Origin of the sequence: Kluyvera georgiana (assembly GCF_050990895.1) — a bacterium.
Classification (GTDB): Bacteria; Pseudomonadota; Gammaproteobacteria; order Enterobacterales; family Enterobacteriaceae; genus Kluyvera; species Kluyvera georgiana.
Genome location: NZ_CP158865.1, coordinates 530624 through 555337 on the forward strand (window position 1 = coordinate 530624; position 24714 = coordinate 555337).

General features: G+C 55.7%; 21 protein-coding genes. 5 read left to right on the forward strand and 16 right to left on the reverse strand.

Annotation, left to right across the window (positions count from 1 at the left end; genetic code table 11):
• Positions 1-20: 20 nt before the first annotated feature.
• From ABTW00_RS02590 to gltB, 5 genes are all read right to left on the reverse strand, one after another.
• Entirely contained in the window at positions 21-1301 is a 1281-nt protein-coding gene (locus tag ABTW00_RS02590; RefSeq protein ID WP_433638674.1) for a cytosine deaminase, read from the reverse strand.
• Positions 1291-2541: a cytosine permease gene (gene codB / locus ABTW00_RS02595; protein WP_433638677.1), complete on the reverse strand. Its 1251-nt coding sequence runs from the start codon at positions 2539-2541 to the stop codon at positions 1291-1293. The genes ABTW00_RS02590 and codB overlap by 11 nt, the downstream gene beginning before the upstream one ends.
• Positions 2542-2678: 137 nt before the next feature.
• Positions 2679-3761 carry a PDDEXK nuclease domain-containing protein gene (locus ABTW00_RS02600; protein ID WP_433638679.1) on the reverse strand — a complete coding sequence of 361 codons (1083 nt, stop codon included), beginning with the start codon at positions 3759-3761 and terminating at the stop codon, positions 2679-2681.
• Between the two features lie 209 nt (positions 3762-3970).
• On the reverse strand, positions 3971-5389 hold the full coding sequence (gene gltD, locus ABTW00_RS02605; RefSeq protein ID WP_064541823.1) for a glutamate synthase subunit GltD: 1419 nt from the start codon (positions 5387-5389) through the stop codon (positions 3971-3973).
• 9 nt (positions 5390-5398) lie between these two features.
• On the reverse strand, positions 5399-9859 hold the full coding sequence (gltB, locus tag ABTW00_RS02610; RefSeq protein ID WP_433638682.1) for a glutamate synthase large subunit: 4461 nt from the start codon (positions 9857-9859) through the stop codon (positions 5399-5401).
• A gap of 683 nt (positions 9860-10542) precedes the next feature.
• On the opposite strand from gltB, the gene ABTW00_RS02615 reads away from it, so the two are divergent.
• The 3 genes from ABTW00_RS02615 to mtgA all read left to right on the forward strand — a co-directional run bounded on the left by ABTW00_RS02615 (position 10543) and on the right by mtgA (position 14940).
• A complete protein-coding gene (locus ABTW00_RS02615; protein WP_100249914.1) occupies positions 10543-11466 on the forward strand; it encodes a TIGR01212 family radical SAM protein in 924 nt (307 codons plus the stop codon).
• A 188-nt stretch (positions 11467-11654) separates the two neighbouring features.
• The gene (gene arcB / locus ABTW00_RS02620) at positions 11655-13994 is read left to right on the forward strand and encodes an aerobic respiration two-component sensor histidine kinase ArcB (RefSeq protein WP_065356161.1); all 2340 of its coding nucleotides are present in this window, start codon (positions 11655-11657) and stop codon (positions 13992-13994) included.
• A gap of 226 nt (positions 13995-14220) precedes the next feature.
• The gene (gene mtgA, locus ABTW00_RS02625) at positions 14221-14940 is read left to right on the forward strand and encodes a monofunctional biosynthetic peptidoglycan transglycosylase (protein ID WP_064541831.1); all 720 of its coding nucleotides are present in this window, start codon (positions 14221-14223) and stop codon (positions 14938-14940) included.
• Positions 14941-15048: 108 nt separating this feature from the next.
• Here mtgA and npr read toward each other — a convergent pair whose 3' ends face one another.
• The 11 genes from npr to ABTW00_RS02680 are packed head-to-tail and all read right to left on the reverse strand — an operon-like array spanning position 15049 to position 22923.
• Entirely contained in the window at positions 15049-15321 is a 273-nt protein-coding gene (npr, locus tag ABTW00_RS02630; protein WP_064541834.1) for a PTS phosphocarrier protein NPr, read from the reverse strand.
• Positions 15318-16172 carry an RNase adapter RapZ gene (gene rapZ, locus ABTW00_RS02635; RefSeq protein WP_064541836.1) on the reverse strand — a complete coding sequence of 285 codons (855 nt, stop codon included), beginning with the start codon at positions 16170-16172 and terminating at the stop codon, positions 15318-15320. The genes npr and rapZ overlap by 4 nt, the downstream gene beginning before the upstream one ends.
• 33 nt (positions 16173-16205) lie before the next feature.
• Positions 16206-16694 carry a PTS IIA-like nitrogen regulatory protein PtsN gene (ptsN, locus tag ABTW00_RS02640; protein WP_035891171.1) on the reverse strand — a complete coding sequence of 163 codons (489 nt, stop codon included), beginning with the start codon at positions 16692-16694 and terminating at the stop codon, positions 16206-16208.
• 55 nt (positions 16695-16749) lie between these two features.
• On the reverse strand, positions 16750-17037 hold the full coding sequence (hpf, locus tag ABTW00_RS02645; RefSeq protein WP_065356160.1) for a ribosome hibernation promoting factor: 288 nt from the start codon (positions 17035-17037) through the stop codon (positions 16750-16752).
• 22 nt (positions 17038-17059) lie between these two features.
• Positions 17060-18493 (reverse strand): RNA polymerase factor sigma-54, encoded by a 1434-nt coding sequence (gene rpoN / locus ABTW00_RS02650; protein ID WP_064541843.1) that lies wholly within the window; start codon positions 18491-18493, stop codon positions 17060-17062.
• A gap of 45 nt (positions 18494-18538) precedes the next feature.
• Positions 18539-19264 (reverse strand): LPS export ABC transporter ATP-binding protein, encoded by a 726-nt coding sequence (lptB, locus tag ABTW00_RS02655; protein ID WP_064541846.1) that lies wholly within the window; start codon positions 19262-19264, stop codon positions 18539-18541.
• 6 nt (positions 19265-19270) lie between these two features.
• Positions 19271-19825: a lipopolysaccharide ABC transporter substrate-binding protein LptA gene (lptA, locus tag ABTW00_RS02660; protein WP_064541847.1), complete on the reverse strand. Its 555-nt coding sequence runs from the start codon at positions 19823-19825 to the stop codon at positions 19271-19273.
• Positions 19794-20369: an LPS export ABC transporter periplasmic protein LptC gene (gene lptC / locus ABTW00_RS02665; RefSeq protein ID WP_064541850.1), complete on the reverse strand. Its 576-nt coding sequence runs from the start codon at positions 20367-20369 to the stop codon at positions 19794-19796. The genes lptA and lptC overlap by 32 nt, the downstream gene beginning before the upstream one ends.
• On the reverse strand, positions 20366-20932 hold the full coding sequence (kdsC, locus tag ABTW00_RS02670; RefSeq protein WP_065356159.1) for a 3-deoxy-manno-octulosonate-8-phosphatase KdsC: 567 nt from the start codon (positions 20930-20932) through the stop codon (positions 20366-20368). The genes lptC and kdsC overlap by 4 nt, the downstream gene beginning before the upstream one ends.
• 15 nt (positions 20933-20947) lie before the next feature.
• A complete protein-coding gene (gene kdsD / locus ABTW00_RS02675) occupies positions 20948-21934 on the reverse strand; it encodes an arabinose-5-phosphate isomerase KdsD (RefSeq protein WP_064541856.1) in 987 nt (328 codons plus the stop codon).
• Positions 21935-21948: 14 nt separating this feature from the next.
• Complete coding sequence (locus ABTW00_RS02680) at positions 21949-22923, reverse strand: calcium/sodium antiporter (protein WP_064541859.1); 975 nt, start codon at positions 22921-22923, stop codon at positions 21949-21951.
• Between the two features lie 188 nt (positions 22924-23111).
• On the opposite strand from ABTW00_RS02680, the gene mlaF reads away from it, so the two are divergent.
• Positions 23112-23924, forward strand: a complete 813-nt coding sequence (gene mlaF, locus ABTW00_RS02685; protein ID WP_064541861.1) for a phospholipid ABC transporter ATP-binding protein MlaF — start codon at positions 23112-23114, stop codon at positions 23922-23924.
• A gap of 7 nt (positions 23925-23931) precedes the next feature.
• Positions 23932-24714 (forward strand): lipid asymmetry maintenance ABC transporter permease subunit MlaE, encoded by a 783-nt coding sequence (gene mlaE / locus ABTW00_RS02690; RefSeq protein WP_064541866.1) that lies wholly within the window; start codon positions 23932-23934, stop codon positions 24712-24714.

Genomic DNA, 24714 nt, shown 5'->3' on the forward strand with positions numbered 1-24714 from the left:
AGGGGCCTGTTTTGTTATGGCTATCGTTTAAACGTCACTTTCTCTGGCGTGTCGAGGTGAAGCGTCGTCTGGCTCGGCACCGTTTCGGCAATCACCCGCCCATGGCGGATAGAGTAGCGAGCCGGCGTCTGGCGACGTACGGCATCAAAACCGTTTTCCGCAGGGAGAACCACCAGGTTAGCGCTGTTACCGACCTCAAGACCATAATCCTGCAGATGCAGCGTTTTCGCGCTGTGGGTCGTTATCAGGTTCAGCCCATCATTAATCTGCCCGTATCCCATCAGCTGGCACACGTGTAATCCCATATGCAGCACCTGCAGCATATTCGCGGTACCCAGTGGATACCACGGATCGAAGACGTCATCATGACCGAAGCAGACGTTGATATCCGCCTCCAGCATCTCTTTGACGCGCGTGACGCCGCGACGCTTCGGATAGGTGTCAAAGCGTCCTTGCAGGTGAATATTCACTAGCGGATTCGCGACAAAGTTAATGCCGGACATCTTTAACAGGCGGAAAAGGCGGGAAGCGTACGCGCCGTTATAGGAGTGCATTGCCGTCGTGTGGCTGGCAGTCACGCGAGCCCCCATCGCATCACGGTGCGCCAGCGCCGCGACGGTTTCAACAAAGCGTGATTGCTCGTCGTCAATTTCATCGCAGTGTACGTCGATGAGTCTGTCGTATTTTTGCGCCAGGGCGAAAATTTTATGCAGCGATTCAACGCCATATTCACGGGTAAATTCAAAGTGGGGAATGGCACCAATGACGTCGGCGCCCAAACGGACTGCTTCTTCCAACAGCGCCTCACCGTTGGGATAAGAAAGAATGCCTTCTTGCGGGAACGCGACGATTTGCAGTTCTACCCACGGCGCGACTTCTTGCTTCACTTCCAGCATGGCTTTCAGCGCCGTCAGCGTGGGGTCGGAGACGTCAACGTGAGTACGAACATACTGGATGCCGTTGGCCATCTGCCACTTCAGGGTTTGCATGGCCCGCGTTTTTACATCTTCGTGAGTGAGCATCGCCTTGCGTTCGGCCCAGCGTTCAATGCCTTCAAACAGCGTGCCAGACTGGTTCCAGTTCGGTTCGCCAGCGGTTTGCGTGGTGTCCAGATGGATGTGCGGTTCAACAAACGGAGGGATTACCAGACCGCCTTCAACATCAAGCACATTGCCCTGTGGTGCCGATGCCGTTGCCTGAGGCTCAAAACGGCTAAAGCGCCCGTTTTCAATGGTGATTTGCCACAATCCTTCTCGCCCCTGCATGCGGGCCTGGCGAAGGGTAATATTATTATTCTGCATGGCTAACCTCCGGGGATTTAGCAAGGTTACGATTAAAGAGTGGGTTCAGCAGGATATAGCTGAATACGCCGCCGAGGACGGCATTGACCGGAACAATTCCGGGAATATAGTGACCCGCGGCAATGCCCAGCGCAACGGACAGAATGGCTACCCAGTTCACGGTAATAAATTGCGCGTTGTTGAAGTCGGCATATTTGCGGTGGTTCAACAGATAGTCGGCGATGATCACGCCACCAATGGGGGGAATTGCCGCCGACAGGAAGGTCAGCCAGCCGACAAAGTTATTGTAAAGCCACAATGCACACAGCGTGCCAATAATACCGTTCGCCACCGACAGCGTTCGGCTGGAAAGACCGGTAATGTTGGCGAAGCCCAAACCTGATGCGTACAGCGCATTGTCATTGGTGGTCCAGATGTTCAGGCCGAGTACCACAATCGCCGGCAACAGCAGGCCCTGGGCTATCATCACGTCAGAAATATCCGCTTGCCCAACAGCGGCAGCGCCCGCAGCCCCGAAGATAAACATCAATGAGTTGCCGAGGAAAAACGCCACCATCGCAATCAGCACCGCGCCTTTGGCGTTGCGGCCAAAGCGAACGAAGTCGGCGGTTAAGGTACCGGCGCTGACAAACGAGCCGACAACCAGCGCAAGCGCGGTGGAGAAATTGAGCGGCGTCTGCGGCACAATCGTTTTTAAGTGATCTAAACCACCAACGTCGCTCACCGCCAGCCAGACCGAGTAGCTGCCCAGAATGACAATCGCAGGCACGGCGATAATCGAGAGAATAGTCAGTGCCGAGATGCCGAAGAAGATGGTCAGGGTCATCAACAGCCCGGAAACCGCAATCAGGATATTGACGTCAATGCCTGTTGCCTTGCCAACCGGGATGGCAAACATGGCCACGCCGACGCCAAACCAACCGACCTGCGTGCCGCCGAGCAGCATGGAGGGAAGCCATGAGCCTTTTACGCCAAAGGAGTAACGAGCAAGAAGGTGGGTAGAGAGTCCGGTTTTTGCGCCGATGAAACCAAGAAATGCGGTGTAGATACCGAGAAGGAGGTTACCGAAGAAAACTGCAAGGAAGAAATCATGATAGGAAAGACCGGTACCGAGTGTTCCTCCGGTCCACATACTGGCGGAAAAAAACGTTAACCCTAACATCACAAACGTGAGTGGAACTACGCCTTTCCGCGCTGCCAGAGGGACGGGCCCCTGGCTATAATTGTTGTCCTGCGACACAACGCCTCCATGAATTTTGCCCAAAAAATCCGCCGCATAATATACAGTTCTCAGAATAAAGCAAACGTTTCCGCGTGATTTTTTGTTGGTTATTATTCATGGGGTTGATGATTTGGCCGGTTTCTCTCTGTTGACAGTCAATCCACGTCAGTGGGTTGAGGTTCCAGCATGGCTTGTGAACGAATGAGTTCGTCTGCAAGTAGTTGTTCGTCAGGCAACTGTACTTTGTACTCGCTCGCCATGATGGTATTCGGCAGGCCAGTCAGCGCGTAATGCGCCTCTCCCGCGCCTTTTCCCGCGCACAAAATCAGCCCGACGGGCGGGTTTTCTCCCGGCATTGTCCAGTGCTCTTTGGCATAGTTCAGGTACATATTCATCTGCCCGGCATCCGCATAACCGAATTTGCCTACCTTCAGGTCAACGAGCAACAGGCAGCGCAAGCGGCGATGGAAGAACAGCAGATCGACGCGGAACCAGCTATCGTCTATGCGTAATCGGCGTTGGCGGCCAACAAAAGCAAAATCGTCACCGAGTTCCAGCATAAAGTCCATCAGGTGGCTGAGCAGGGCATCTTCGAGATCCGACTCTGAATACTCGTCCTTCAGGTTAAGAAACTCCAGAATGAATGGGTCGCGTATGGCCTGCTCCGGCAAAACGTTTGGCTCGGCGGGCGCAGGTCGCTGCAACATGGCGGATTTGTCGTGGGACAGTAGCGTTCGTTCGTAAAACTGAGTGGCGATTTGCCGATCGAGTTGCCGTACGGACCAGCCGTTACGGAGCGTCTCTTTCTCGTAAAAAGCCCGGGCATCGGGATTTTTTACCGAGAGCAATCGCACGTAAGCTGACCAGGGAAGTGGAAAGATTTTTGCGAGTTGTACCAGACGTGAAGATTCTGCAGACACTGTCTGCGGAATTTCAATATGCTGAAAACATAGATAAAATGTTCTCATTTGCCACAAATTTCTGGTGGAAAAACCACGCTTATAGCGCAGGCTTAAATCTGCGGATAACCGCTCAATGAGCTGAATACCATAAGCCGCCCGTGATTCACCGCCCTGTTCAAACTCGACAATTCTCCTGCCGATTTCCCAGTAGGTTGCCGTCATTAAAGCGTTAATGCTACGGACAGTCTCAGTGTGGGCCGTATCTACTAATCGAATAATACCGTCATGGATTTGCTGATAATCGTCAGCGTGTTGTGGTGGTGTAGGTGTAGTCATGTCATCCCTGGCGCGAGAGTTGCGAAATAAAAATATATCGCTACCAATACGCTTCAGGCATAGCCCGGTCAATCCAGGAGAGGTGTATTACATTGCGTTGCAGCTGTATTTGCGAGCGGCTTTCGAAGAATGAATTCGTATGTATTTAGCAGAAAAATATTGGCTCCCCATCCATCAGCGTGAAGCTGGGGCAGGGGAGCCAGCAGGAATTACACTTCCAGGTAGTTCATGATCCCGTCAGCCGCTTTACGGCCTTCTGCGATCGCGGTGACCACCAGATCGGAACCACGCACGATGTCGCCACCGGCAAAGATTTTCGGGTTGCTGGTCTGGAAGGCGTTATCGCTACCTTCCGGGGCAATGATGCGGCCCTGAGAGTCCAGCTCGACGCTGTGTTTCGCCAGCCATTCCATGCTGTGTGGACGGAAACCGAACGCCATGACCACCGCGTCGGCAGGAACCACATGCTCGGAACCGGCGACGATTTCCGCGCGACGGCGGCCTTTGGCATCCGGCTGGCCCATCTCGGTACGCGCCATTTTCACGCCACAGACTTTGCCGTTGGCATTCACTTCCACACCCAGCGGCTGCACGTTGAACTGGAATTCCACGCCTTCTTCACGCGCGTTTTTCACTTCGCGTTTGGAGCCAGGCATGTTCTCTTCATCACGACGGTAAGCACAGGTAACATGCGTTGCGCCCTGACGAATGGAGGTACGCACGCAGTCCATTGCGGTGTCGCCACCGCCCAGTACCACCACGCGTTTGCCTTCCATGCTGACGTACGGCTCTTCAGTCGTTTCGCCAAAGCCCATGATCTGCTTGGTGTTGGCGATCAGGAACGGCAGGGCGTCGAATACGCCGGAAGCGTCTTCGTTCTCCAGCCCACCGCGCATTGACTGATAGGTGCCCACGCCGAGGAACACGGCGTCGTAATCTTTCAGCAGGTCGTCGAGCTGTACGTCACGGCCCACTTCCACGTTGAGTTTGAACTCAATACCCATACCGGTGAAGATCTCACGGCGGCGGGTCATGACTTCTTTCTCTAGCTTGAAGGCCGGGATACCGAAGGTCAGCAGGCCGCCAATTTCCGGGTGACGGTCGAACACCACCGCCTTCACGCCGTTACGGGTCAGCACATCTGCGCACGCCAGGCCCGCCGGGCCCGCGCCGATGATGGCGACTTTCTTGCCGGTTTGCTTCACGCCGGTCAGGTCCGGACGCCAGCCCATCTCGAACGCTTTATCGTTGATATAGCGTTCAATGTTGCCGATGGTCACGGCGCCAAACTCATCGTTCAGCGTACAGGAGCCTTCGCACAGGCGATCCTGTGGGCACACACGGCCACAAACTTCCGGCAGGGTGTTGGTCTGGTGTGAAAGCTCTGCCGCTTCAAAAATACGCCCCTCGTTGGCCAGCTTCAGCCAGTTCGGGATGTAGTTATGTACCGGACATTTCCACTCGCAGTACGGGTTACCACAGGACAGGCAGCGGTCTGCCTGTGCTTTGGCCTGGCCTTCGGAAAACGGCTCGTAGATCTCGATAAACTCGATCTTGCGGATCTTCAGCGGTTTCTTCGGCGGATCAACGCGCTGCAGGTCGATAAATTGATAAACGTTCTGACTCATGATGACCTCTTACTGCGCCTGCACGCGCAGCTCGGCTGCGCTACGACTACGGTGACCCAACAGCGCTTTCACATCGCTGGACTTCGGCTTAACCAGGGCAAACTTCGCGGAATAAGACGGCCAGTGCGCCAGAATCTCTTCACCGCGGGAGGAGCCGGTCAGCTGTACGTGTTCGGTGATCAATCCACGCAGATGTTCTTCGTGAATCGCCAGCGAGTCGACGTCCAGTACTTCTACCAGTTCCGGGTTCACGCGTTTGCGGAAATCACCGTCTTCATCCAGTACATAGGCGAAGCCGCCCGTCATACCGGCACCGAAGTTCACGCCCGTTTTGCCCAGCACGCAGACAATGCCGCCGGTCATGTATTCACAGCCGTTATCGCCGATGCCTTCCACCACGGTAATCGCTCCGGAGTTACGCACGCCGAAACGTTCACCCGCGCGGCCTGCGGCATACAGACGACCACCGGTCGCGCCGTACAGGCAGGTGTTACCGATAATGCTTGCTTCATGGCTGCGGAAGGACGAACCCACCGGAGGACGAATCGCCAACAGACCGCCCGCCATGCCTTTACCGACGTAGTCGTTGGCATCGCCGGTCAGGTACAGCTCAACGCCGCCGGCGTTCCACACGCCGAAGCTCTGGCCTGCGGTACCGTTGAAGTGCGCTTTAATCGGATCCGCCGCCAGCCCCTGGTCGCCGTGCGTTTGGGCAATGTAGCCAGACAGCGATGCGCCAACGGAACGATCGGTGTTGCGGATATCAAACCAGAAGGTTTTGCTCTGGCGTTCATCGACAAACGGTTTTGCCTGCTGCAGCAGTTGCGCGTTCAGCACGCCGTTATCAAACGGCGGGTTGTTCTCGGTGCAGTACAGCGCTTTGCCCGGGTGTGGCTCAGCGGTTTCCAGCAGACGAGACAGCTCCAGCTTCTGCTGCTTGGCGGTGAAGCCATCCAGCTCTTTGAGCAGGTCGGTGCGGCCAATCAGGTCAACGAGGCGGGTGACGCCCAGTTCAGCCATCAGCTCGCGGACTTCACGGGCGATGAATTCAAAGTAGTTGGTCACTTTGAACGGCAGGCCGTGATAGTGGTTCTTACGCAGTTTCTCATCCTGAGTTGCCACACCGGTTGCGCAGTTGTTCAGGTGACAAATACGCAGGTATTTACAGCCCAGCGCGACCATTGGCCCGGTACCGAAGCCGAAGCTTTCCGCGCCGAGAATTGCCGCTTTAATGATGTCGACGCCGGTTTTCAGGCCGCCGTCCACCTGCAGACGGATCTTGTGACGCAGGCCGTTAGCGACCAGCGCCTGCTGCGTTTCGACCAGACCCAGTTCCCACGGACAGCCGGCGTATTTCACGGAAGACAGCGGGCTTGCACCGGTACCGCCGTCGTAGCCGGCGATGGTGATAAGGTCCGCATAGGCTTTTGCCACGCCGGTAGCGATGGTGCCGACGCCCGGTTCGGAAACCAGCTTCACGGAGATCATCGCTTTCGGGTTGACCTGTTTGAGGTCGAAAATCAGCTGAGCCAGATCCTCGATAGAGTAAATATCGTGGTGCGGTGGCGGAGAAATCAGCGTCACGCCCGGTACGGAATAACGCAGCTTGGCGATGTACGGCGTGACTTTATCACCCGGCAACTGACCGCCTTCGCCCGGCTTCGCGCCCTGAGCGACTTTAATCTGAATGACGTCGGCGTTGACCAGATACGCAGGCGTTACGCCAAAGCGGCCGGAAGCCACCTGCTTGATGCGCGACACTTTGTTGGTGCCGTAGCGTGCCGGATCTTCGCCGCCTTCGCCGGAGTTAGAGTTGCCGCCGATGCTGTTCATCGCTTCGGCTAGCGCTTCGTGCGCTTCCGGGCTCAGTGCGCCAATCGACATCGCTGCGGTATCGAAACGCTTGAACAGGTCGCTCGCTGGCTCAACGTCGGCCAGGTTGACGGTCTCGCCGTTTGGCGTGATGGCCAGCAGATCGCGCAGCGTCGCCGCAGGGCGGTTGTTGACCAGTTCTGCATAGGCTTTGTAATCGCTGTATTCGCCGCTCTGTACCGCCTGTTGCAGGGTGCGCACCACGTCCGGGTTGTAGGCGTGGTATTCGCCGCCGTGGACATATTTCAGCAGGCCGCCCTGTTCCAGCGGTTTACGCGCCAGCCAGGCACGCTTCGACAGATTCAGCAGATCCTGCTGGAAGTCGTCGAACGACGCGCCGCCGATGCGGCTGACCACGCCCTGGAAGCAGTTTTCGACTACGTCGTCGTGCAGACCCACCGCTTCAAACAGCTTAGAACAGCGATAGGAGGCGACGGTCGAAATGCCCATTTTGGACATGATCTTATACAGACCTTTGTTGATGCCGTTACGGTAGTTCAGCATCACCGTGCGGTAGTCTTTCTCGATAGCATGGGTATCGATCAGGCGACCGAGAGTTTCATAGGCCAGGTACGGGTAAATTGCCGTCGCGCCGAAGCCCAACAGTACGGCAAAGTGATGTGGGTCGCGGGCGCTGGCGGTTTCAACAATGATGTTGGCATCGCAGCGCAGGCTCTTATCGACCAGGCGAGCCTGAATAGCGCCCACCGCCATCGGTGCCGGTACCGGCAGGCGATTTTTGGCGATGTTACGGTCAGAGAGCACCAGCAGTACGGTACCGTTACGCACCATCTCTTCAGCTTTGTCACACAGCGCTTTCACCGTAGCTTCGAGGCTGGTTTCCGTCACATCAAACGTGATGTCCAGCGTATCGGCACGGTAGTGCTCCTCTTTCATCGTCGTGAGCTGATTGAAATCGGAGTACAGCAGAATCGGTGATTTGAAGCTCAGGCGGTGCGCCTGGCCTTCCGCTTCGCAGAAAACGTTCATCTCACGACCGATGCTGGTTGCCAGCGACATCACATGCGCTTCACGCAGCGGGTCGATTGGCGGGTTGGTTACCTGCGCGAACTGCTGACGGAAGTAGTCGTAAATAATACGCGGCTGGCTGGAGAGCACGGCAAACGGGGTATCGTCACCCATTGAGCCGACGGCTTCCTGGCCGTTTTCGCCCAGTACGCGGATCACCGAGTCTAGCTCTTCGGCGCTGTAGTTAAACTGTTTCTGGTAGCTGGCAAGCGTATCGTCGTCCAGCTCACGGCTGCCCACCCGATCGTCGGCCAAATCTTCAAACGGCACCAGACGGCGAACGTTTTTCTCCATCCACTCTTTGTACGGATGGCGGCTTTTCAGATCGTTATCGGTTTCGGCAGAGTGCAGAATGCGTCCGCTGCGGGTGTCGATAACCATCAGCTCGCCTGGGCCTACGCGGCCTTTTTCCACCACTTCGTCAGGCTGGTAGTCCCAGATCCCAACTTCAGAGGCGCAGGTGATGAGCTTATCTTTGGTGATCACGTAGCGAGCCGGACGCAGACCGTTACGGTCGAGGTTACAGGCGGCGTAGCGACCGTCAGACATGACGATCCCTGCCGGGCCGTCCCACGGCTCCATGTGCATGGAGTTAAAGTCGAAGAACGAACGCAGGTCCGGGTCCATATCCGGGTTGTTCTGCCAGGCCGGTGGGACCAGCAGACGCATGGCGCGGATGATGTCCATCCCGCCCGCCAGCAGCAGCTCAAGCATGTTATCCATGGAGCTGGAGTCGGAGCCGGTTTCATTCACGAACGGCGCGGCGTCGTGCAGATCCGGAATCAGCGGCGTCTGGAACTTATAGGTACGCGCGCGCGCCCACTGGCGGTTACCGGTGATGGTGTTGATTTCGCCATTGTGCGCCAGATAGCGGAACGGCTGTGCCAGCGGCCAGCGCGGCACGGTGTTGGTGGAGAAGCGCTGGTGGAACAGGCAGATGGCCGATTCCAGACGCAGGTCCGCGAGGTCCAGGTAGAAGCGCGGCAGATCCGCCGGCATACACAGACCTTTATAGATATTCACCAGGTTCGACAAACTACACACGTAGAAGTCTTTGTCTTCCTGAAGGCGTTTTTCGATACGGCGGCGGGCGATGAACAGACGGCGTTCCATATCACGCGGACGCCAGCCCGCAGGGGCGTTAACGAAAATTTGCTCAATACGAGGCAGAGAGGAGAGGGCGATTTCACCGAGCACGCCTTCGTTGGTGGGCACATCGCGCCAGCCAACAATAGACAGGGTTTCACGCTGCAGTTCTTCTTCTACAACATGGCGGGCGGCCGCAGCCAGCTCAGGATCTTTATTCAGGAACAGCATCCCAACGGCATAGTTTTTGGCTAAGCGCCAGCCGCGTTCTTCTGCGACGATGCGGAAGAAACGGTCAGGTTTTTGCAACAGCAGGCCACAACCGTCGCCGGTTTTTCCGTCGGCGAGAATCGCGCCGCGGTGCTGCATACGGGCCAGTGCGTGTATCGCGGTACGCACTACCTTGTGGCTAGGTTCGCCTTCTATGTGGGCGATCAGGCCGAAACCACAGTTATCCCTCTCAAGGGATTTATCGTACAACATATCAGTGAACCTCCCCAGGCTCTACGGGACGCCCCCTTAATCGATTGCGCGCAAGGCACAGCAAGAGCATGGCGACGGGGTATGGCATTCTTTGCCTACCTCGCATTCGCCCTCTTTTATCCTTTTCGCGTAGGTCACACAAGTTTGAGGACTTGCTTAAGAGGGAATCTCAATTACTGCATAAATATGATGGGCAGACTGCCCATCCAGAAAGCTTCCAGCGGATTCCCAACTTATCGGGAATCCTTACATAGGTCAAATGGCAATCTTATTTATACAGAAATGTGCTATAGGGTAATTAAATAATTGAAAATAAATAAAAATATAACGATTTTGACGACTAGCGGCCAGGAGTAAGTGCCTTTGTGAGTGTGATCTGTCTCACTATATGAAAGCGCGGTTTTAATATGAATATACTGTTTTAATTGCAAATGGCAGTATTTAATGCTGGTGTGGAGTGTGAGGGTATAGGATCCCTCTGTTTTTCAACGGACGCTAGATAATTGCAAATAGCACGGCGAACATAAGCAAAAATAATCACTCTTGTTTTGAATGAAATTGCAGTAATTTTGATTTGTTATGCAATGGAGTAAAAGGTCTACATGGCGATTGATCCAGGTCATCGCCGATCGAGACTAAAAATGGCAGGCTTGGCCCCTTTCTTCAGGCCGGTCTATCAGATTATGCAGTTACAAAAATTAGTCAATATGTTTGGTGGGGATCTTACGCGTCGTTACGGCGAAAAGGTCCATAAACTGACGCTGCATGGTGGATTCAGCTGCCCAAATCGCGACGGAACGATCGGCCGCGGCGGCTGCACGTTCTGTAATGTCGCCTCGTTTGCCGACGAAGCACAGCAGCATAAGTCGATTGCCGACCAGCTGGCGCACCAGGCAAATCTGGTCAACCGTGCAAAACGCTATCTGGCCTATTTCCAGGCCTATACCAGCACCTTTGCCGAAGTTCAGGTGCTGCGCTCGATGTACCAGCAGGCGGTAAGTCAGGCAAATATCGTCGGCCTGTGCGTCGGCACGCGCCCGGACTGCGTGCCGGAGGCGGTGCTTGATTTGCTGAGTGAGTATAAAGATCAGGGTTATGAAGTGTGGCTGGAGCTGGGGCTGCAAACCGCGCACGATAAAACGCTGCACCGAATTAACCGCGGCCACGACTTTGCCTGTTATCAAAATACCACGCGGCTGGCGCGCGAGCGCGGGTTGAAGGTGTGCAGCCACCTGATTGTCGGCCTGCCGGGGGAAGGGCAGAGCGAGTGTCTGGAGACGCTTGAGCGGGTTGTAGAAACCGGCGTGGACGGTATTAAGCTACATCCACTGCATATTGTGACGGGTAGCATTATGGCGAAGGCCTGGGAGGCCGGTCGTCTGAACGGTATCGAATTGGATGATTACACGGTGACCGCCGGTGAGATGATCCGTCATACGCCGCCGGAGGTGATTTACCACCGGATCTCTGCCAGCGCCCGACGCCCGACGCTGCTGGCGCCGCTATGGTGTGAAAATCGCTGGACCGGGATGGTTGAACTGGATAAATACCTCAACGAACACGGAGTGCAGGGCTCGGCGTTGGGAACGCCGTGGGTACAGCCATAGCGCTCCGTTGGCCTGATAAGCGAGGCGCTAACAGGCAGCCCCGCATACATTGCCGGATGGCGGCGTTGCCTTATCCGGCCTACGATCTGTTTCACACCTCGATATAATCCTCGCATTTTTCGCACAACCTACCGCGCCGCGCCCAGAATTGGGTATTATTGAACGACGTTGTCGTTAAGGAACTCCTCATGAAGCAAATTCGTATGCTGGCGCAGTATTACGTCGACCTGATGATGAAGCTGGGTCTGGTACGGTTCTCCCTGCTGCTGGCGTTAGCGCTGGTGGTGCTGGCGATTGTGGTGCAGATGGCGGTCACCATGGTGCTACACGGCCAGGTGGAGAGTATCGACGTGATTCGCTCGATCTTCTTCGGTCTGCTGATCACCCCCTGGGCGGTTTATTTTCTGTCAGTGGTGGTCGAACAGCTTGAGGAGTCGCGCCAGCGCCTGTCCCGGCTGGTAGAAAAGTTGGAAGAGATGCGCGAGCGTGACCTCAAGCTAAACGTTCAGCTTAAAGACAACATTTCACAGCTTAATCAGGAAATTAGCGATCGCGAAAAAGCCGAGGCCGAGCGCCTGGCGACGCTGGAGCAGCTGCGCGTTGAGGTGCAGGAGCGCGAGGAAACGCAGATTCGCCTTGAGCAGCAGTCCTCCTTCCTGCGTTCTTTCCTCGATGCCTCGCCGGATCTGGTTTTCTATCGCAATGAAGATAAAGAGTTTTCCGGCTGTAACCGGGCGATGGAGCTGCTGACTGGCAAGAGTGAAAAGCAGCTGATTCACCTGCATCCGGAAGATGTCTACACCCCCGAAGCGGCGGCAAAGGTTATTGAAACCGATGAGAAAGTTTTCCGTCACAACGTCTCGCTGACCTACGAGCAGTGGCTCGATTACCCGGACGGGCGCAAAGCCTGCTTCGAAATCCGTAAAGTGCCTTACTACGATCGCGTGGGTAAGCGCCACGGCTTGATGGGCTTTGGTCGCGATATTACCGAACGCAAGCGCTATCAGGATGCGCTGGAGCGCGCCAGCCGTGACAAAACCACCTTTATCTCGACCATCAGCCACGAGCTGCGCACGCCGCTCAATGGTATCGTCGGTTTGAGCCGTATTCTGCTCGACACTAACCTGACCGCTGAGCAGGAAAAGTACCTGAAAACGATCCACGTTTCGGCGGTGACGCTGGGTAATATCTTCAATGATATTATCGACATGGATAAGATGGAGCGCCGTAAAGTTCAACTGGATAACCAGGAGGTCGACTTCACCGGTTTCCTCGCCGATCTTGAAAACCTGTCTGGCTTGCAGGCACAGCAAAAAGGGTTGCGTTTCGTAATGGAGCCGACGTTACCTTTGCCGCATAAAGTCATTACCGACGGTACCCGCCTGCGGCAGATTCTGTGGAACCTGATCAGTAACGCCGTTAAGTTCACTCAGGAGGGGAGCGTGGTCGTGCGCGTGCGCTACGATGCTGGCGATATGCTGCACTTTGAAGTGGAAGACTCTGGTATCGGCATCCCTCAGGAAGAGCAGGACAAAATCTTCGCCATGTATTATCAGGTGAAAGACAGCCATGGCGGCAAGCCCGCCACCGGTACCGGGATTGGTCTTGCGGTGTCGAAGCGTCTGGCGAAAAGTATGGGCGGCGATATTGAGGTTTCCAGTCAACCAGGACACGGTTCGACCTTTATCCTGACGGCCCATGCTCCGGCTGTGGCTGAGGAAGTGGAAGATGCGTTTGATGAAGATGATATGCCGTTGCCGGCGCTGCACGTGCTGCTGGTGGAAGATATCGAGTTGAACGTGATCGTCGCGCGCTCGGTGCTGGAAAAACTGGGTAACAGCGTCGACGTCGCCATGACCGGTAAGGCCGCGCTGGAGATGTTTACCCCTGGCGAGTATGACCTGGTGCTGCTGGATATTCAGCTGCCGGATATGACCGGTCTGGACATCGCTCGTGAGCTAACGGGCAAATACCATGCCGACGATCTGCCGCCGCTGGTGGCGCTGACGGCGAACGTTCTGAAGGACAAAAAAGAGTATCTGGACGCCGGCATGGACGACGTGCTGAGTAAACCGCTCTCGGTACCGGCGTTGACGGCGATGATCAAGAAGTTCTGGGATACCACTGCAGACGAAGAGGAGAGTACCGTGAGCCAGAGTGATAACGACAAATCGCAGCAGTTGCTCGATATTGCGATGCTGGAGCAGTACATCGAACTGGTTGGGCCGAAGCTGATTACCGATGGTCTGGCCGTATTTGAGAAGATGATGCCGGGCTACCTGGCGGTGCTGGAATCGAATCTCACCGCCCGCGACCAGAAAGGGATTGTCGAAGAAGGCCATAAAATCAAAGGCGCTGCTGGTTCCGTCGGGCTACGTCATCTCCAACAGCTGGGGCAGCAGATTCAATCACCGGATCTACCGGCGTGGTGGGATAACGTGGGTGAATGGGTTGAAGAGATGAAGTCCGAATGGCAGCACGACGTTGCGGTGCTGAAAGCGTGGGTTGCCAGCGCAGGAAAAAAATGACCCCGGCTTGACCGGGGTGCGCGAACACTGCGCCAACACCAGGGAACTGGTGGTTGCGTCAGATGATTGACATAATTTTGGTTTTTTTGACACAACCTGAAATACGATTGCACGCTCAATAAGATAGCAAAACTTAAAAAGTTTGTTACGTGAATCAGTAAAATGTGTGAAGCGTAACGACTTAATCAGAAATATTAATCAGCGTCAGAGAGTTAGCGAGAACAAGATGGCTTTGAGGAGTATAGCCAGGCTTAAACGTCTGGCCTGGCGGCTGTTGCTGATGCTGGCGCTGTTATGGGGCGGCGGTATTGCGGTGTTCAGTGTTTTGCCTGTGCCATTCTCCGCAGTGATGGTTGAACGCCAGATGAGCGCCTGGTTTTCGGGTGATTTCGGCTACGTTGCCCACTCAGACTGGGTCAGCATGGATGAAATTACACCGTGGATGGGGTTGGCAGTGATTGCCGCCGAAGATCAAAAATTCCCTGACCACTGGGGTTTTGACGTGTCGGCAATCGAAAAGGCGCTGGCGCACAACGAGCGCAACGAAAACCGCATTCGCGGTGCGTCGACGCTGTCGCAGCAGACGGTGAAGAACCTGTTCCTGTGGGATGGGCGTAGCTGGGTGCGTAAGGGGCTGGAAGCGGGTCTGACGCTCGGCATGGAGACGGTGTGGAGTAAGAAACGTATTTTGACCGTCTACCTGAATATCGCAGAATTTGGCGACGGTATTTTCGGCGTGGAAGCCGCGTCCCAGCGCTACTTTCATAAGTCGGCGAGTCAACTGACGATGGCGGAAGCCGCGCTGCTGGCCGCCGTGCTGCCTAACCCGATTCGTTTTAAAGCCAATGCCCCATCGGGGTATGTGCGTAGCCGTCAGGCGTGGATTTTACGGCAGATGCGCCAGCTCGGTGGGGAAGGATTTATGCGGGAAAATAAGCTGTATTAACCGTAGGCCTGATAAGCATCGCGCCATCAGGCATACAGTGGCACTGCCGGATGGCGGCGTAAACGCCTTGTCCGGCCTACAGACTATGCGTGTGTAGCCGGGCGCGGACTAGTCTTCGTCAAACCCGGCGTTAAACAGCGCGATTACCGCCGCCAGCGCCTCTTCTTCCTGCGGACCGGTGGCTTCCACTTCAATCTGACGGCCCTTGGCAGAGTCCAGCATCAGCAGCGCGATCACGCTATTGGCTTCGGCTTCGGTGCCTTCATCATTGCGCAGCAGCACTTCCGCATCGTAATGCTGCATCAGTTCAAACAGCTTCATCGCCGGGCGGGCATGCATGCCCAGCTTATTGGTGATTTCCACGGTCTGCTTTACGGTCATGATTTGCGTTTTTCCAGCGTCCGATGACGAGACTGCACGTTCTTACCGCGCGAGCGGAAGTAGTCAGCCAGCTGTTCGGCAACATAGACCGAACGGTGCTTACCGCCGGTACAGCCAATGGCAACCGTCAGATAGCTACGGTTGTTGGTTTCCAGCATAGGTAACCATAGCTCAAGATAGCTACGCGTCTGGTAAATAAAGTTGTGAACTTCCGTGTGCCTGTCGAGGAACGCGGCAACCGGTTTATCGAGGCCGGTCATCGGACGCAGCTTCGGATCCCAGTGCGGGTTCGGCAGGAAGCGCACGTCAAACACGTAATCGGCGTCGATAGGAATACCGTGCTTGAAGCCGAAGGATTCGAATACCATCGTTAGCTCACGCTCGCGTTTACCCAGCAGACGGGTGCGCAGCATTTCCGCCAGTTCATGGACTGACATCTCGGAGGTGTCGACGATCAGGTCGGCGCGAGAGCGCAGCGGCTCCAGCAGGTTGCTCTCTTCATCAATGGCGCTTTCCAGCGACAGATTCTTGCTGGAGAGCGGGTGCAGACGGCGAGTGTCGCTGTAGCGACGAATCAGCGTGTTGCGATCGGCGTCGAGGAACAGCAGCTGTGGGGAAAAGTTCTCCGGCAGGTTTTCCATTGCCCGTTCGAAGATTTCCGGAGTTTCAGGCATGTTACGTACGTCGATGCTCACGGCAGCCGAGATTTCGCGGTCGGCCAGCGTCTTTGCCAGCTCCGGCAGCAGTACCACCGGCAGGTTATCAACGCAGTAGAAGCCCATATCTTCCAGCGCCCTCAGGGCCACTGATTTTCCCGAGCCAGAGCGGCCGCTGACGATCATCAGTACCATGTACCGTTTCTCCTCAGTACGATGTGATGTCCATTACGCATCATCGTGGGTTTCCGTATCGGTGATGATTTGATACAGCTCTTCGTCGCTCTGCGCGGCGCGCAGGCGGCGGCAAATCGTTTTATCTGCCAGACGTTTCGCCACCAGGGAAAGCGTATGCAGATGGGTTTTGGTCTGGTCGGCTGGAACCAGAAGCGCAAAGAGTAAATCGACCGGCTGGTTGTCGATGGCGTCGAAGGCGATCGGCGTTTCCAGTTGCACGAACACCCCTACCGCACGCAGCGTATCTTCTTCGAGCTTGCCGTGAGGAATGGCGATGCCGTTGCCGATGCCGGTACTGCCCATTTTTTCACGGGTCAGAATGGCTTCGAACACCACCTGCGGCGGCAGGCTAAGCTGTTTCGCCGCCAGCTCGCTGATGATTTCCAGCGCACGTTTTTTACTCTGACAGTGCACAGCACTGCGGGTACATTCCTGGTTAAGGACATTGCTCAGTTGTAGAGCCGAATCGTTATTTGTCATAATTTCACCTAAGCATCGCCCGATATGCGGGCATATCGGGCGATCGCTCGGACAATCAATGTTGTTTTAGTTTATCTTTGTGCTTGGTTAACTGTCTCGCCAGTTTATCGATCAAACCGTCGATGGCGGCATACATATCCTGCCCTTCCGCGCTGGCATGAAGTTCACCGCCGTTCACGTGCAATGTCGCATCCGAGATGTGCGTCAGTTTCTCCACCTTTAACACAATATGGACCTGATTGATCCTCTCGAAATACTGCTCCAGCTTGCTGAACTTCGCATTAACGAATTCGCGCATCGGCTCGGTGATCTCGACGTTGTGTCCAGTGATGTTGAGCTGCATAGTGTCTTCCTTATCAGTTGTGTCAGACCAGCTGTTTACGCTGGTTAGACGGCGGAATGGATAAAGACTCTCGGTACTTTGCAACGGTACGCCTTGCCACCATGATACCCTGTTCAGAGAGCATGGTGGTCAGTTTACTGTCGCTCAGTGGTTTCGCGGGATTCTCCGCGGCAATCAATTTCTTAACCAGCGCCCGAATGGCCGTGGACGAGGCTTCGCCGCCGCCCTCGGTGCTGACGTGGCTGGAGAAGAAATATTTAAGCTCGAAAATGCCCCGTGGGCTATGCAAATACTTCTGCGTGGTAACACGCGAAATCGTGGACTCGTGCATCTCGACGGTTTGGGCGATGTCGGCCAGCACCATCGGTTTCATGTACTCTTCGCCAAGGTCGAAAAAGGCCTGCTGTTGCTCGACGATGCAGCGGCTGACGCGCAGCAGCGTATCGTTGCGGCTTTCAAGGCTCTTGATCAGCCATTTGGCTTCCTGCAGGTTGCTACGAATAAACTGGCTGTCGGCGTCGTTGCGGGCGTTATTACACATCCCCGCGTAGTGCTGGTTTATCTGTAGGCGCGGAATACTGTCGGCGTTCAGCTCTACCACCCAGCGATCGTTGACCTTGCGCACCAGTACGTCCGGAATCACATACTCCGGTTCGCCGGTCTGGATCGATTGGCCCGGGCGTGGATCCAGTGACTGGATCAGATCGACAGCTTCTTTCAGTACATCTTCTTTCAGACGGGTGACCCGCATCAGCGAGCGGAAATCGTGGTTAGCGAGCAGATCGAGATGATCGCTGATAATCAGTCGCGCTTCATCGAGGCGCGGCGTGTCTGGTGAAAATTGTGACAGCTGGATCAGCAGGCAATCGCGGAGATCTTTGGCGGCCACGCCGACCGGATCGAAACGCTGGATGCGCTTAAGTACCGCCTCCACTTCGTCCAGGCCAATCTCGTCGTCGCCGATGCTTTCGCGGATATCTTCGACGGTGACGGTGAGGTAGCCGGTGTCATCCACCGCGTCGACGATCGACGTGGCGATCGCCCGGTCGGTATCGGTAAACGGCGTTAACTCTACCTGCCACATCAGGTAATCCTGAAGTGACTGAGTGGTTTCACCCTGATAAACCGGTAGTTCGTCGTCTTGATAGTCAGCGCCAGTACCGGAAGGTGTACCGGCGGTGTAGATTTCGTCCCAGCTGGCGTCAAGCGGCAGCTCTTCGGGCATGTCCGGTTTTTCCAGCGCATCGACGCTGTCCAGCGTTTCGCTATCGACGGTTTCCTGAGTCTCTACTTCATCGTGAAGATCGGTTTGCTCGAGCAGGGGATTGCTCTCCAGCGCCTGCTGGAGTTCCTGCTGAAGTTCCAGCGTAGACAATTGCAACAGACGAATGGCCTGCTGCAACTGGGGCGTCATGGCAAGCTGTTGGCTGAGCCTTAATTGCAAACCTTGCTTCATGTTCAGAACGAATATCTCCCGCTAACGTCGATAACCACTACCCTATCAGAGTCTGAAGTCTTCCCCAAGATACACGCGTTTAACATGTTCGTCTTCCAGGATCTCCTGAGGTGTTCCGTGGGCAATCAGATGCCCCTGGCTGACGATGTAAGCGCGTTCGCACACCGCCAGCGTTTCACGGACGTTGTGGTCGGTAATCAGTACGCCAAGGCCGCTGTCGCGCAGATGTTCGATGATGCGTTTGATGTCGATAACGGAGATGGGGTCTACACCGGCAAACGGTTCATCCAGCAGGATAAACTTCGGGTTTGCCGCTAACGCGCGGGCAATCTCGACGCGGCGACGTTCACCGCCGGAAAGCGCCTGGCCCAGGCTGTCGCGCAGATGCTCGATGTGGAACTCTTCCATCAGCTCTTTGGCACGGTCTTCGCGCTGTTCATTGCTGAGGTCATCGCGGATCTGCAGTACCGCCATCAGATTATCGTAAACGCTCAGACGACGGAAAATCGACGCTTCCTGCGGCAAATAGCCGATGCCGCGGCGTGCACGGGCGTGCAGCGGCAGCAGGCTGATGTCTTCATCATCAATGATGATGTTGCCCGCATCGCGCGGTACGATACCGACGACCATGTAGAAGGTGGTCGTTTTACCCGCGCCGTTCGGCCCAAGCAGGCCCACAATCTCACCGGAGTTGACGGTCAGACTGACATCTTCCACGACGCGTCTGCCTTTATAGGCCTTCGCCAGATTTTTTGCAGTTAATGTCGCCATAACGGATTAGTTACTCTTCTTCTGTGCCGGAGCCTGGTCTTTGGATTTGTCCTGTAGCTGAGACGGAACCAGAACGGTAGTGACGCGTTTGCCTTTGTCGCTAAACGCCTGCATTTTCTGCTCTTTCACCAGATAGGTAATCTTGTCACCCTTGATGTTACTGTCTAACTGCTCAAGGTAGGCATTGCCGGTCAGTACCACGAAATCATTTGCTAATTCGTAGTGCATTTTCGATGCGCGACCTTTCACCGGCTTGCCGTTGTCCTGCATCTGGTAGAAGGTAGCCGGGTTGCCGTAGCCATCGATCACTTCTTTACCCTGCTGGTTTGCCGGGCGGGTGACGACCACTTTGTCGGCGTTGATTTTGATACTGCCCTGAGTCACGACAACGTTACCGGTGAAGGTCACGACGTTGCCCTGCATATCCAGCGACTGCTGATCGGATTCAATATGAATCGGCTGATTGGTATCGCCGGTCAGGGCCATTGCCGGCAGACTGGCTGCCAGCAGAGAAGCGACGAGCGCCAGCTTAAGGCTGAGTTTGTTTGTTCTGGATTTCATAAGAAGTTCTAACCTTTTCAATCAGCTCGGCGTTTTTGCTGCGTAAATTGCCGCGCATTTTCAGGCCGCTGGAATTAAATGTTGTTCCGTATAACGTCACCAGATCGTCAGAGGAAACGTCCTGAGTAATCAGGTTCACCTGGGCATTATCCGTCGTAATCTTACGCAGTTGTGCGTCTTCTGTCAGCGCGTTGATTTCAACGTGCCCGTAGAGATACAGCATGCGGTCGTTGGTCAGCTTCGCTTTATCGGCTTTAATCGACCAGGTTGGCACCTTCGCGGTGTCAAAGGTAGTCAGCACGGGGTGAGTAAACCACGACAGACCCTGATCGGAAAAATACTCCACGTGCTCGGCAATTAACCGATAGCTGAGCGCGCCTTCGGGGCTGTACACCACCGTATCGGTATGTTCGCTTTTATAGGTTGGATCGCCGGTATTTACTGCAACCGGGCCGCTGTCGTCTTTGTCGGCGAGATTCAGGCCGATGAGGACAAGCGCAACCAGCGATAGCAGAATGATAACCCAACGTCTGGTTTTACTCATATGGATTGCCCTTTGGCTTCGTCGAGCTTCCCTTGCGCCAGCAGCAGCAGGTCACAGACTTCGCGTACCGCACCGCGTCCGCCCGCAATGCGCGTGACGTAATCGGCGCGCGGCAGCAGCAGCGGGTGCGCATCCGCCACCGCGACGCTCAGGCCGATCTCTGCCATCACCGGCCAGTCGATCAGGTCATCGCCCACGTAGGCGACTTCATCCGGCCGTAGGCTCAGCTTCGCCAGCAGTTCACGATAGGCGATAAGTTTATCAGACTGACCCTGGTAGAGATGCGTAATACCCAGGGTAGCGCAGCGGTCTTCTAACAGTTTAGCTTTTCGCCCGGTAATAATCGCCACTTCGATGCCGGAGGTGAGGGCGCAGCGCACGCCGTAGCCGTCGCGCACGTTAAAGGCTTTCAGCTCTTCACCGTTGTTGCCCATATAAATCAGGCCGTCGGACAGCACCCCGTCGACGTCGAGGATCAACAGGCGGATTTTCTCCGCCTTCGCGATAAATTGTGGACTCACCGGCCCGTAACAGGTGGCGACCGATGCGACAGCGTTACTCATTCTTTATATCCTTGATTACACTACGCCTGCGCGCAGTAGGTCGTGCATATGTATCACACCTAGCAGATGGTCGCCATCGGCAACCAGCACGCAGGTGATATGACGTGATTGCATCAGGTTCAGCGCGTCGACCGCCAGCGTACCGGGACGAATGCGGATACCGCCCGGCGTCATCACATCGGCGATGCCAAGGCTACGTAGGTCTGCGCCGTTGTCGAAGATGCGTCGTAGGTCGCCATCCGTGAAGATACCCTTAATCTGCATATTGTCATCGCAGATGGCCGTCATTCCGAGATTTTTACGGGTAATTTCCAGCAGCGCATCCCGCAGTGAGGCATCTTCGCTCACGTGAGGGATTTCATCGCCCGTGTGCATAATATCGTTAACGCGCAGCAGAAGCTTGCGGCCCAGTGCGCCGCCGGGGTGCGACAGCGCAAAGTCTTCAGCGGTAAAGCCGCGGGCCTTCAGCAGCGCAACGGCCAGCGCATCGCCCATCACCAGCGCGGCGGTGGTGCTGGAGGTCGGCGCCAGCCCGAGCGGGCAAGCCTCGCGCGGAACTTTTACGCACAGATGAATATCTGCCGCACGGCCCATGCTGCTGTCCGGGCGGCTGGTCATGCAGATCAGCGGCACGCGCAGGCGCTTGAGCACCGGGATCAGCGCCAGAATCTCGTTCGACTCGCCGGAGTTAGAGAGCGCGATGACCACATCCTGTGGTGTCACCATGCCTAAATCGCCGTGCGCCGCTTCGCCGGGATGGACGAAGAAGGAAGAGGTGCCGGTACTGGCAAAGGTAGCGGCCATTTTGCGCCCGATATGCCCGGACTTGCCCATCCCCATCACGACCACTTTGCCGCCGCAGTAGAAGATCTTCTCACAGGCGTCGCTGAAGTCCTGATTGATGTATTGATCGAGCTGTTCCAGCCCTTCCCGTTCAACCTCCAGAACTTCTCTTCCCGCCTGCTGGAAGTCGAAATTTGGCTGCAAATCTATTTGCGACATAGTGTTATCCCGATTTATTCGATGAAGAGCGGCGTTGCCCAATAGAGCAGCGCCAGCCACGCAACAAACCCGCCGATTAACAGTAAACCTGCGCCACGGCCTATCTGGCGACGACGCCAGCACAGGAGGGCGAAGACCACGCTCACCAATACCATGACGCCATAGTCCCGGGTAAACGCGAGCGGGTTAAATGTCCCCGGCGCGAGAAGGGCAGGGATACCCAGAACGATAGCGATATTAAAGAAATTCGAGCCGATGATGTTGCCGACCGCAATATCATTTTCACCTTTACGCACGCCAGCGATGGCGGTTGCCAGCTCCGGCAGGCTGGTGCCGAGGGCGATGATTGTCAGGCCGATGGTCAGCTCGCTCATGGCGAAATAGTTTGCCAGCACCGTGGCGTTATCAATCACCATGCGGGTCGCCATTGGCATAATAATCAGCGCTACGCCGAGCCATAAGCAGGCGACGGGCAGCGAACCGTCGCGCGGCAGCTCGGCCAACTGCTCCTGGGTGAATTTATCGTTACCCTGGCGCTCGGCCAGACGCGCTATCTTAATGATAAACAGCAGCCACAGTGCTGCCAGCATAATCAGGAAAACGCCGTCCATTAAAGAGAGTTCGCCATCATACAGCACATACCCGGCCAGCAGGCTAACGACCAACATTAGCGGTATTTCACGGCGCAGGATATCAGAATGCACGGTAAATGGATGGAACAGCGCGGTCAGGCCGAGGATCAGTAATATATTGACGATGTTAGAGCCGATGGCGGTCCCGACGGCGACGTCTACCTGACCATGAAGGGAGGCGGCGGCGGAGACGATAATTTCCGGCAGCGAGGTGCCGATACTGACCACGGTCATGCCAATAATCAGCGGTGGAACTCCCAGAGCACGGCACAAAATGGAGGCGGAGTACACGAGGCGGTCGGCGCTGTAGACCACCAGAAGTAAACCAATAATTAACAGAGCCGTGGCTAAGAGCATCTAAAGTCCTTTATTCGGGTATAATCGTCGGTCCGCACGTCTGGACGTAACGAATTCCTAATTTTGACTTTATGCGCAGGAAAAGTAAAACAAATGCCAGATTTCGTTAACTCGTGCGGTTAGGATTCTGTAAGAATGCGCAATTGAGCAGGAAATGATTCCTCTTAAGGACCTGGAAAGGTAAGCCTATGAGCCAAAATATCGAGAATTTGGTCGATATGCACGACGTCACGTTTACCCGTGGCAGTCGGGTCATCTTCGACAAGATCTCGCTGTCGGTGCCGCGCGGGAAAATCACCGCGATAATGGGGCCGTCGGGGATTGGCAAGACCACGCTGCTACGCCTGATTGGCGGGCAAATCCCCCCGGATAGCGGAGAGATCCTCTTTGATGGCGAGAACGTGCCGCAGATGTCGCGATCTCGTTTGTACACCGTGCGTAAACGGATGAGTATGCTGTTTCAGTCTGGCGCGCTGTTTACCGACATGAACGTGTTTGACAACGTGGCGTACCCGATTCGCGAGCATACCCGGCTTCCCGCGCCGTTGTTGAAAAGCACGGTGATGATGAAGCTCGAAGCCGTCGGCCTGCGCGGGGCGGCTAAGCTGATGCCGTCCGAGCTTTCCGGCGGGATGGCAAGACGCGCCGCGCTGGCCAGAGCGATTGCTCTGGAACCCGATCTGATCATGTTTGACGAACCGTTCGTCGGCCAGGATCCGATCACCATGGGCGTGTTGGTGAAGCTGATTTCTGAACTCAACAGCGCGTTGGGTGTCACCTGTATTGTGGTTTCCCACGACGTGCCGGAAGTGCTGAGCATTGCCGATTTCGCCTATATTATGGCGGACCGTAAAATCATCGCTCACGGTAGTGCTACTTCGTTGCAGGAAAACGACGATCCGCGAGTGCGTCAGTTCCTCGACGGTATTGCCGACGGCCCGGTGCCGTTCCGTTACCCTGCGGGCGATTATCGCCGCGACCTCATCGGCACAGGGAGATAATCGACTCATGTTGTTAAATGCACTGGCAGCGCTTGGACATCGCGGGATTAAGACCATCGCGACGTTTGGGCGAGCTGGGTTAATGTTATTCAATGCCGTTGTCGGCAAGCCGGAGTTCCGCAAGCACGCGCCGCTATTGGTGCGCCAGCTTTACAACGTTGGCGTGCTTTCGATGGTGATCATCATTGTGTCGGGCGTGTTTATCGGCATGGTGCTGGGGCTACAGGGTTATCTGGTGCTGACTACCTACAGCGCTGAGACCAGTCTCGGCATGCTGGTGGCGCTTTCCCTGCTGCGCGAATTGGGGCCGGTGGTGGCCGCGCTGCTGTTTGCCGGGCGTGCCGGTTCGGCGTTGACGGCGGAAATTGGCCTGATGCGCGCGACCGAGCAGCTCTCCAGCATGGAGATGATGGCGGTGGATCCGCTGCGCCGGGTGATTTCTCCGCGCTTCTGGGCCGGTGTGATCTCATTGCCGCTGCTGACGATTATCTTCGTGGCGGTAGGCATCTGGGGCGGTTCGCTGGTCGGCGTAAGCTGGAAAGGCATTGATGCCGGGTTCTTCTGGTCGGCAATGCAAAATGCGGTGGACTGGCGTCTCGATCTGGTGAACTGCCTGATCAAGAGCCTGGTTTTCGCCATTACGGTGACATGGATTGCGTTATTTAACGGTTACGATGCAATCCCCACTTCTGCCGGAATCAGCCGGGCGACCACCCGTACCGTGGTGCACTCGTCGCTGGCGGTTCTTGGGCTGGACTTTGTGCTGACGGCACTGATGTTTGGGAATTGA

Coding starts and splice junctions, on each gene's coding strand:
- ABTW00_RS02590 (WP_433638674.1), bottom strand. CDS start 1,301: ATGCAGAATAATAATATTACCCTTCGCCAGGCCCGCATGCAGGGGCGA.
- ABTW00_RS02600 (WP_433638679.1), bottom strand. CDS start 3,761: ATGACTACACCTACACCACCACAACACGCTGACGATTATCAGCAAATC.
- gltD (WP_064541823.1), bottom strand. CDS start 5,389: ATGAGTCAGAACGTTTATCAATTTATCGACCTGCAGCGCGTTGATCCG.
- gltB (WP_433638682.1), bottom strand. CDS start 9,859: ATGTTGTACGATAAATCCCTTGAGAGGGATAACTGTGGTTTCGGCCTG.
- ABTW00_RS02615 (WP_100249914.1), top strand. CDS start 10,543: ATGCAGTTACAAAAATTAGTCAATATGTTTGGTGGGGATCTTACGCGT.
- arcB (WP_065356161.1), top strand. CDS start 11,655: ATGAAGCAAATTCGTATGCTGGCGCAGTATTACGTCGACCTGATGATG.
- mtgA (WP_064541831.1), top strand. CDS start 14,221: ATGGCTTTGAGGAGTATAGCCAGGCTTAAACGTCTGGCCTGGCGGCTG.
- npr (WP_064541834.1), bottom strand. CDS start 15,321: ATGACCGTAAAGCAGACCGTGGAAATCACCAATAAGCTGGGCATGCAT.
- rapZ (WP_064541836.1), bottom strand. CDS start 16,172: ATGGTACTGATGATCGTCAGCGGCCGCTCTGGCTCGGGAAAATCAGTG.
- ptsN (WP_035891171.1), bottom strand. CDS start 16,694: ATGACAAATAACGATTCGGCTCTACAACTGAGCAATGTCCTTAACCAG.
- hpf (WP_065356160.1), bottom strand. CDS start 17,037: ATGCAGCTCAACATCACTGGACACAACGTCGAGATCACCGAGCCGATG.
- rpoN (WP_064541843.1), bottom strand. CDS start 18,493: ATGAAGCAAGGTTTGCAATTAAGGCTCAGCCAACAGCTTGCCATGACG.
- lptB (WP_064541846.1), bottom strand. CDS start 19,264: ATGGCGACATTAACTGCAAAAAATCTGGCGAAGGCCTATAAAGGCAGA.
- lptA (WP_064541847.1), bottom strand. CDS start 19,825: ATGAAATCCAGAACAAACAAACTCAGCCTTAAGCTGGCGCTCGTCGCT.
- lptC (WP_064541850.1), bottom strand. CDS start 20,369: ATGAGTAAAACCAGACGTTGGGTTATCATTCTGCTATCGCTGGTTGCG.
- kdsC (WP_065356159.1), bottom strand. CDS start 20,932: ATGAGTAACGCTGTCGCATCGGTCGCCACCTGTTACGGGCCGGTGAGT.
- kdsD (WP_064541856.1), bottom strand. CDS start 21,934: ATGTCGCAAATAGATTTGCAGCCAAATTTCGACTTCCAGCAGGCGGGA.
- ABTW00_RS02680 (WP_064541859.1), bottom strand. CDS start 22,923: ATGCTCTTAGCCACGGCTCTGTTAATTATTGGTTTACTTCTGGTGGTC.
- mlaF (WP_064541861.1), top strand. CDS start 23,112: ATGAGCCAAAATATCGAGAATTTGGTCGATATGCACGACGTCACGTTT.
- mlaE (WP_064541866.1), top strand. CDS start 23,932: ATGTTGTTAAATGCACTGGCAGCGCTTGGACATCGCGGGATTAAGACC.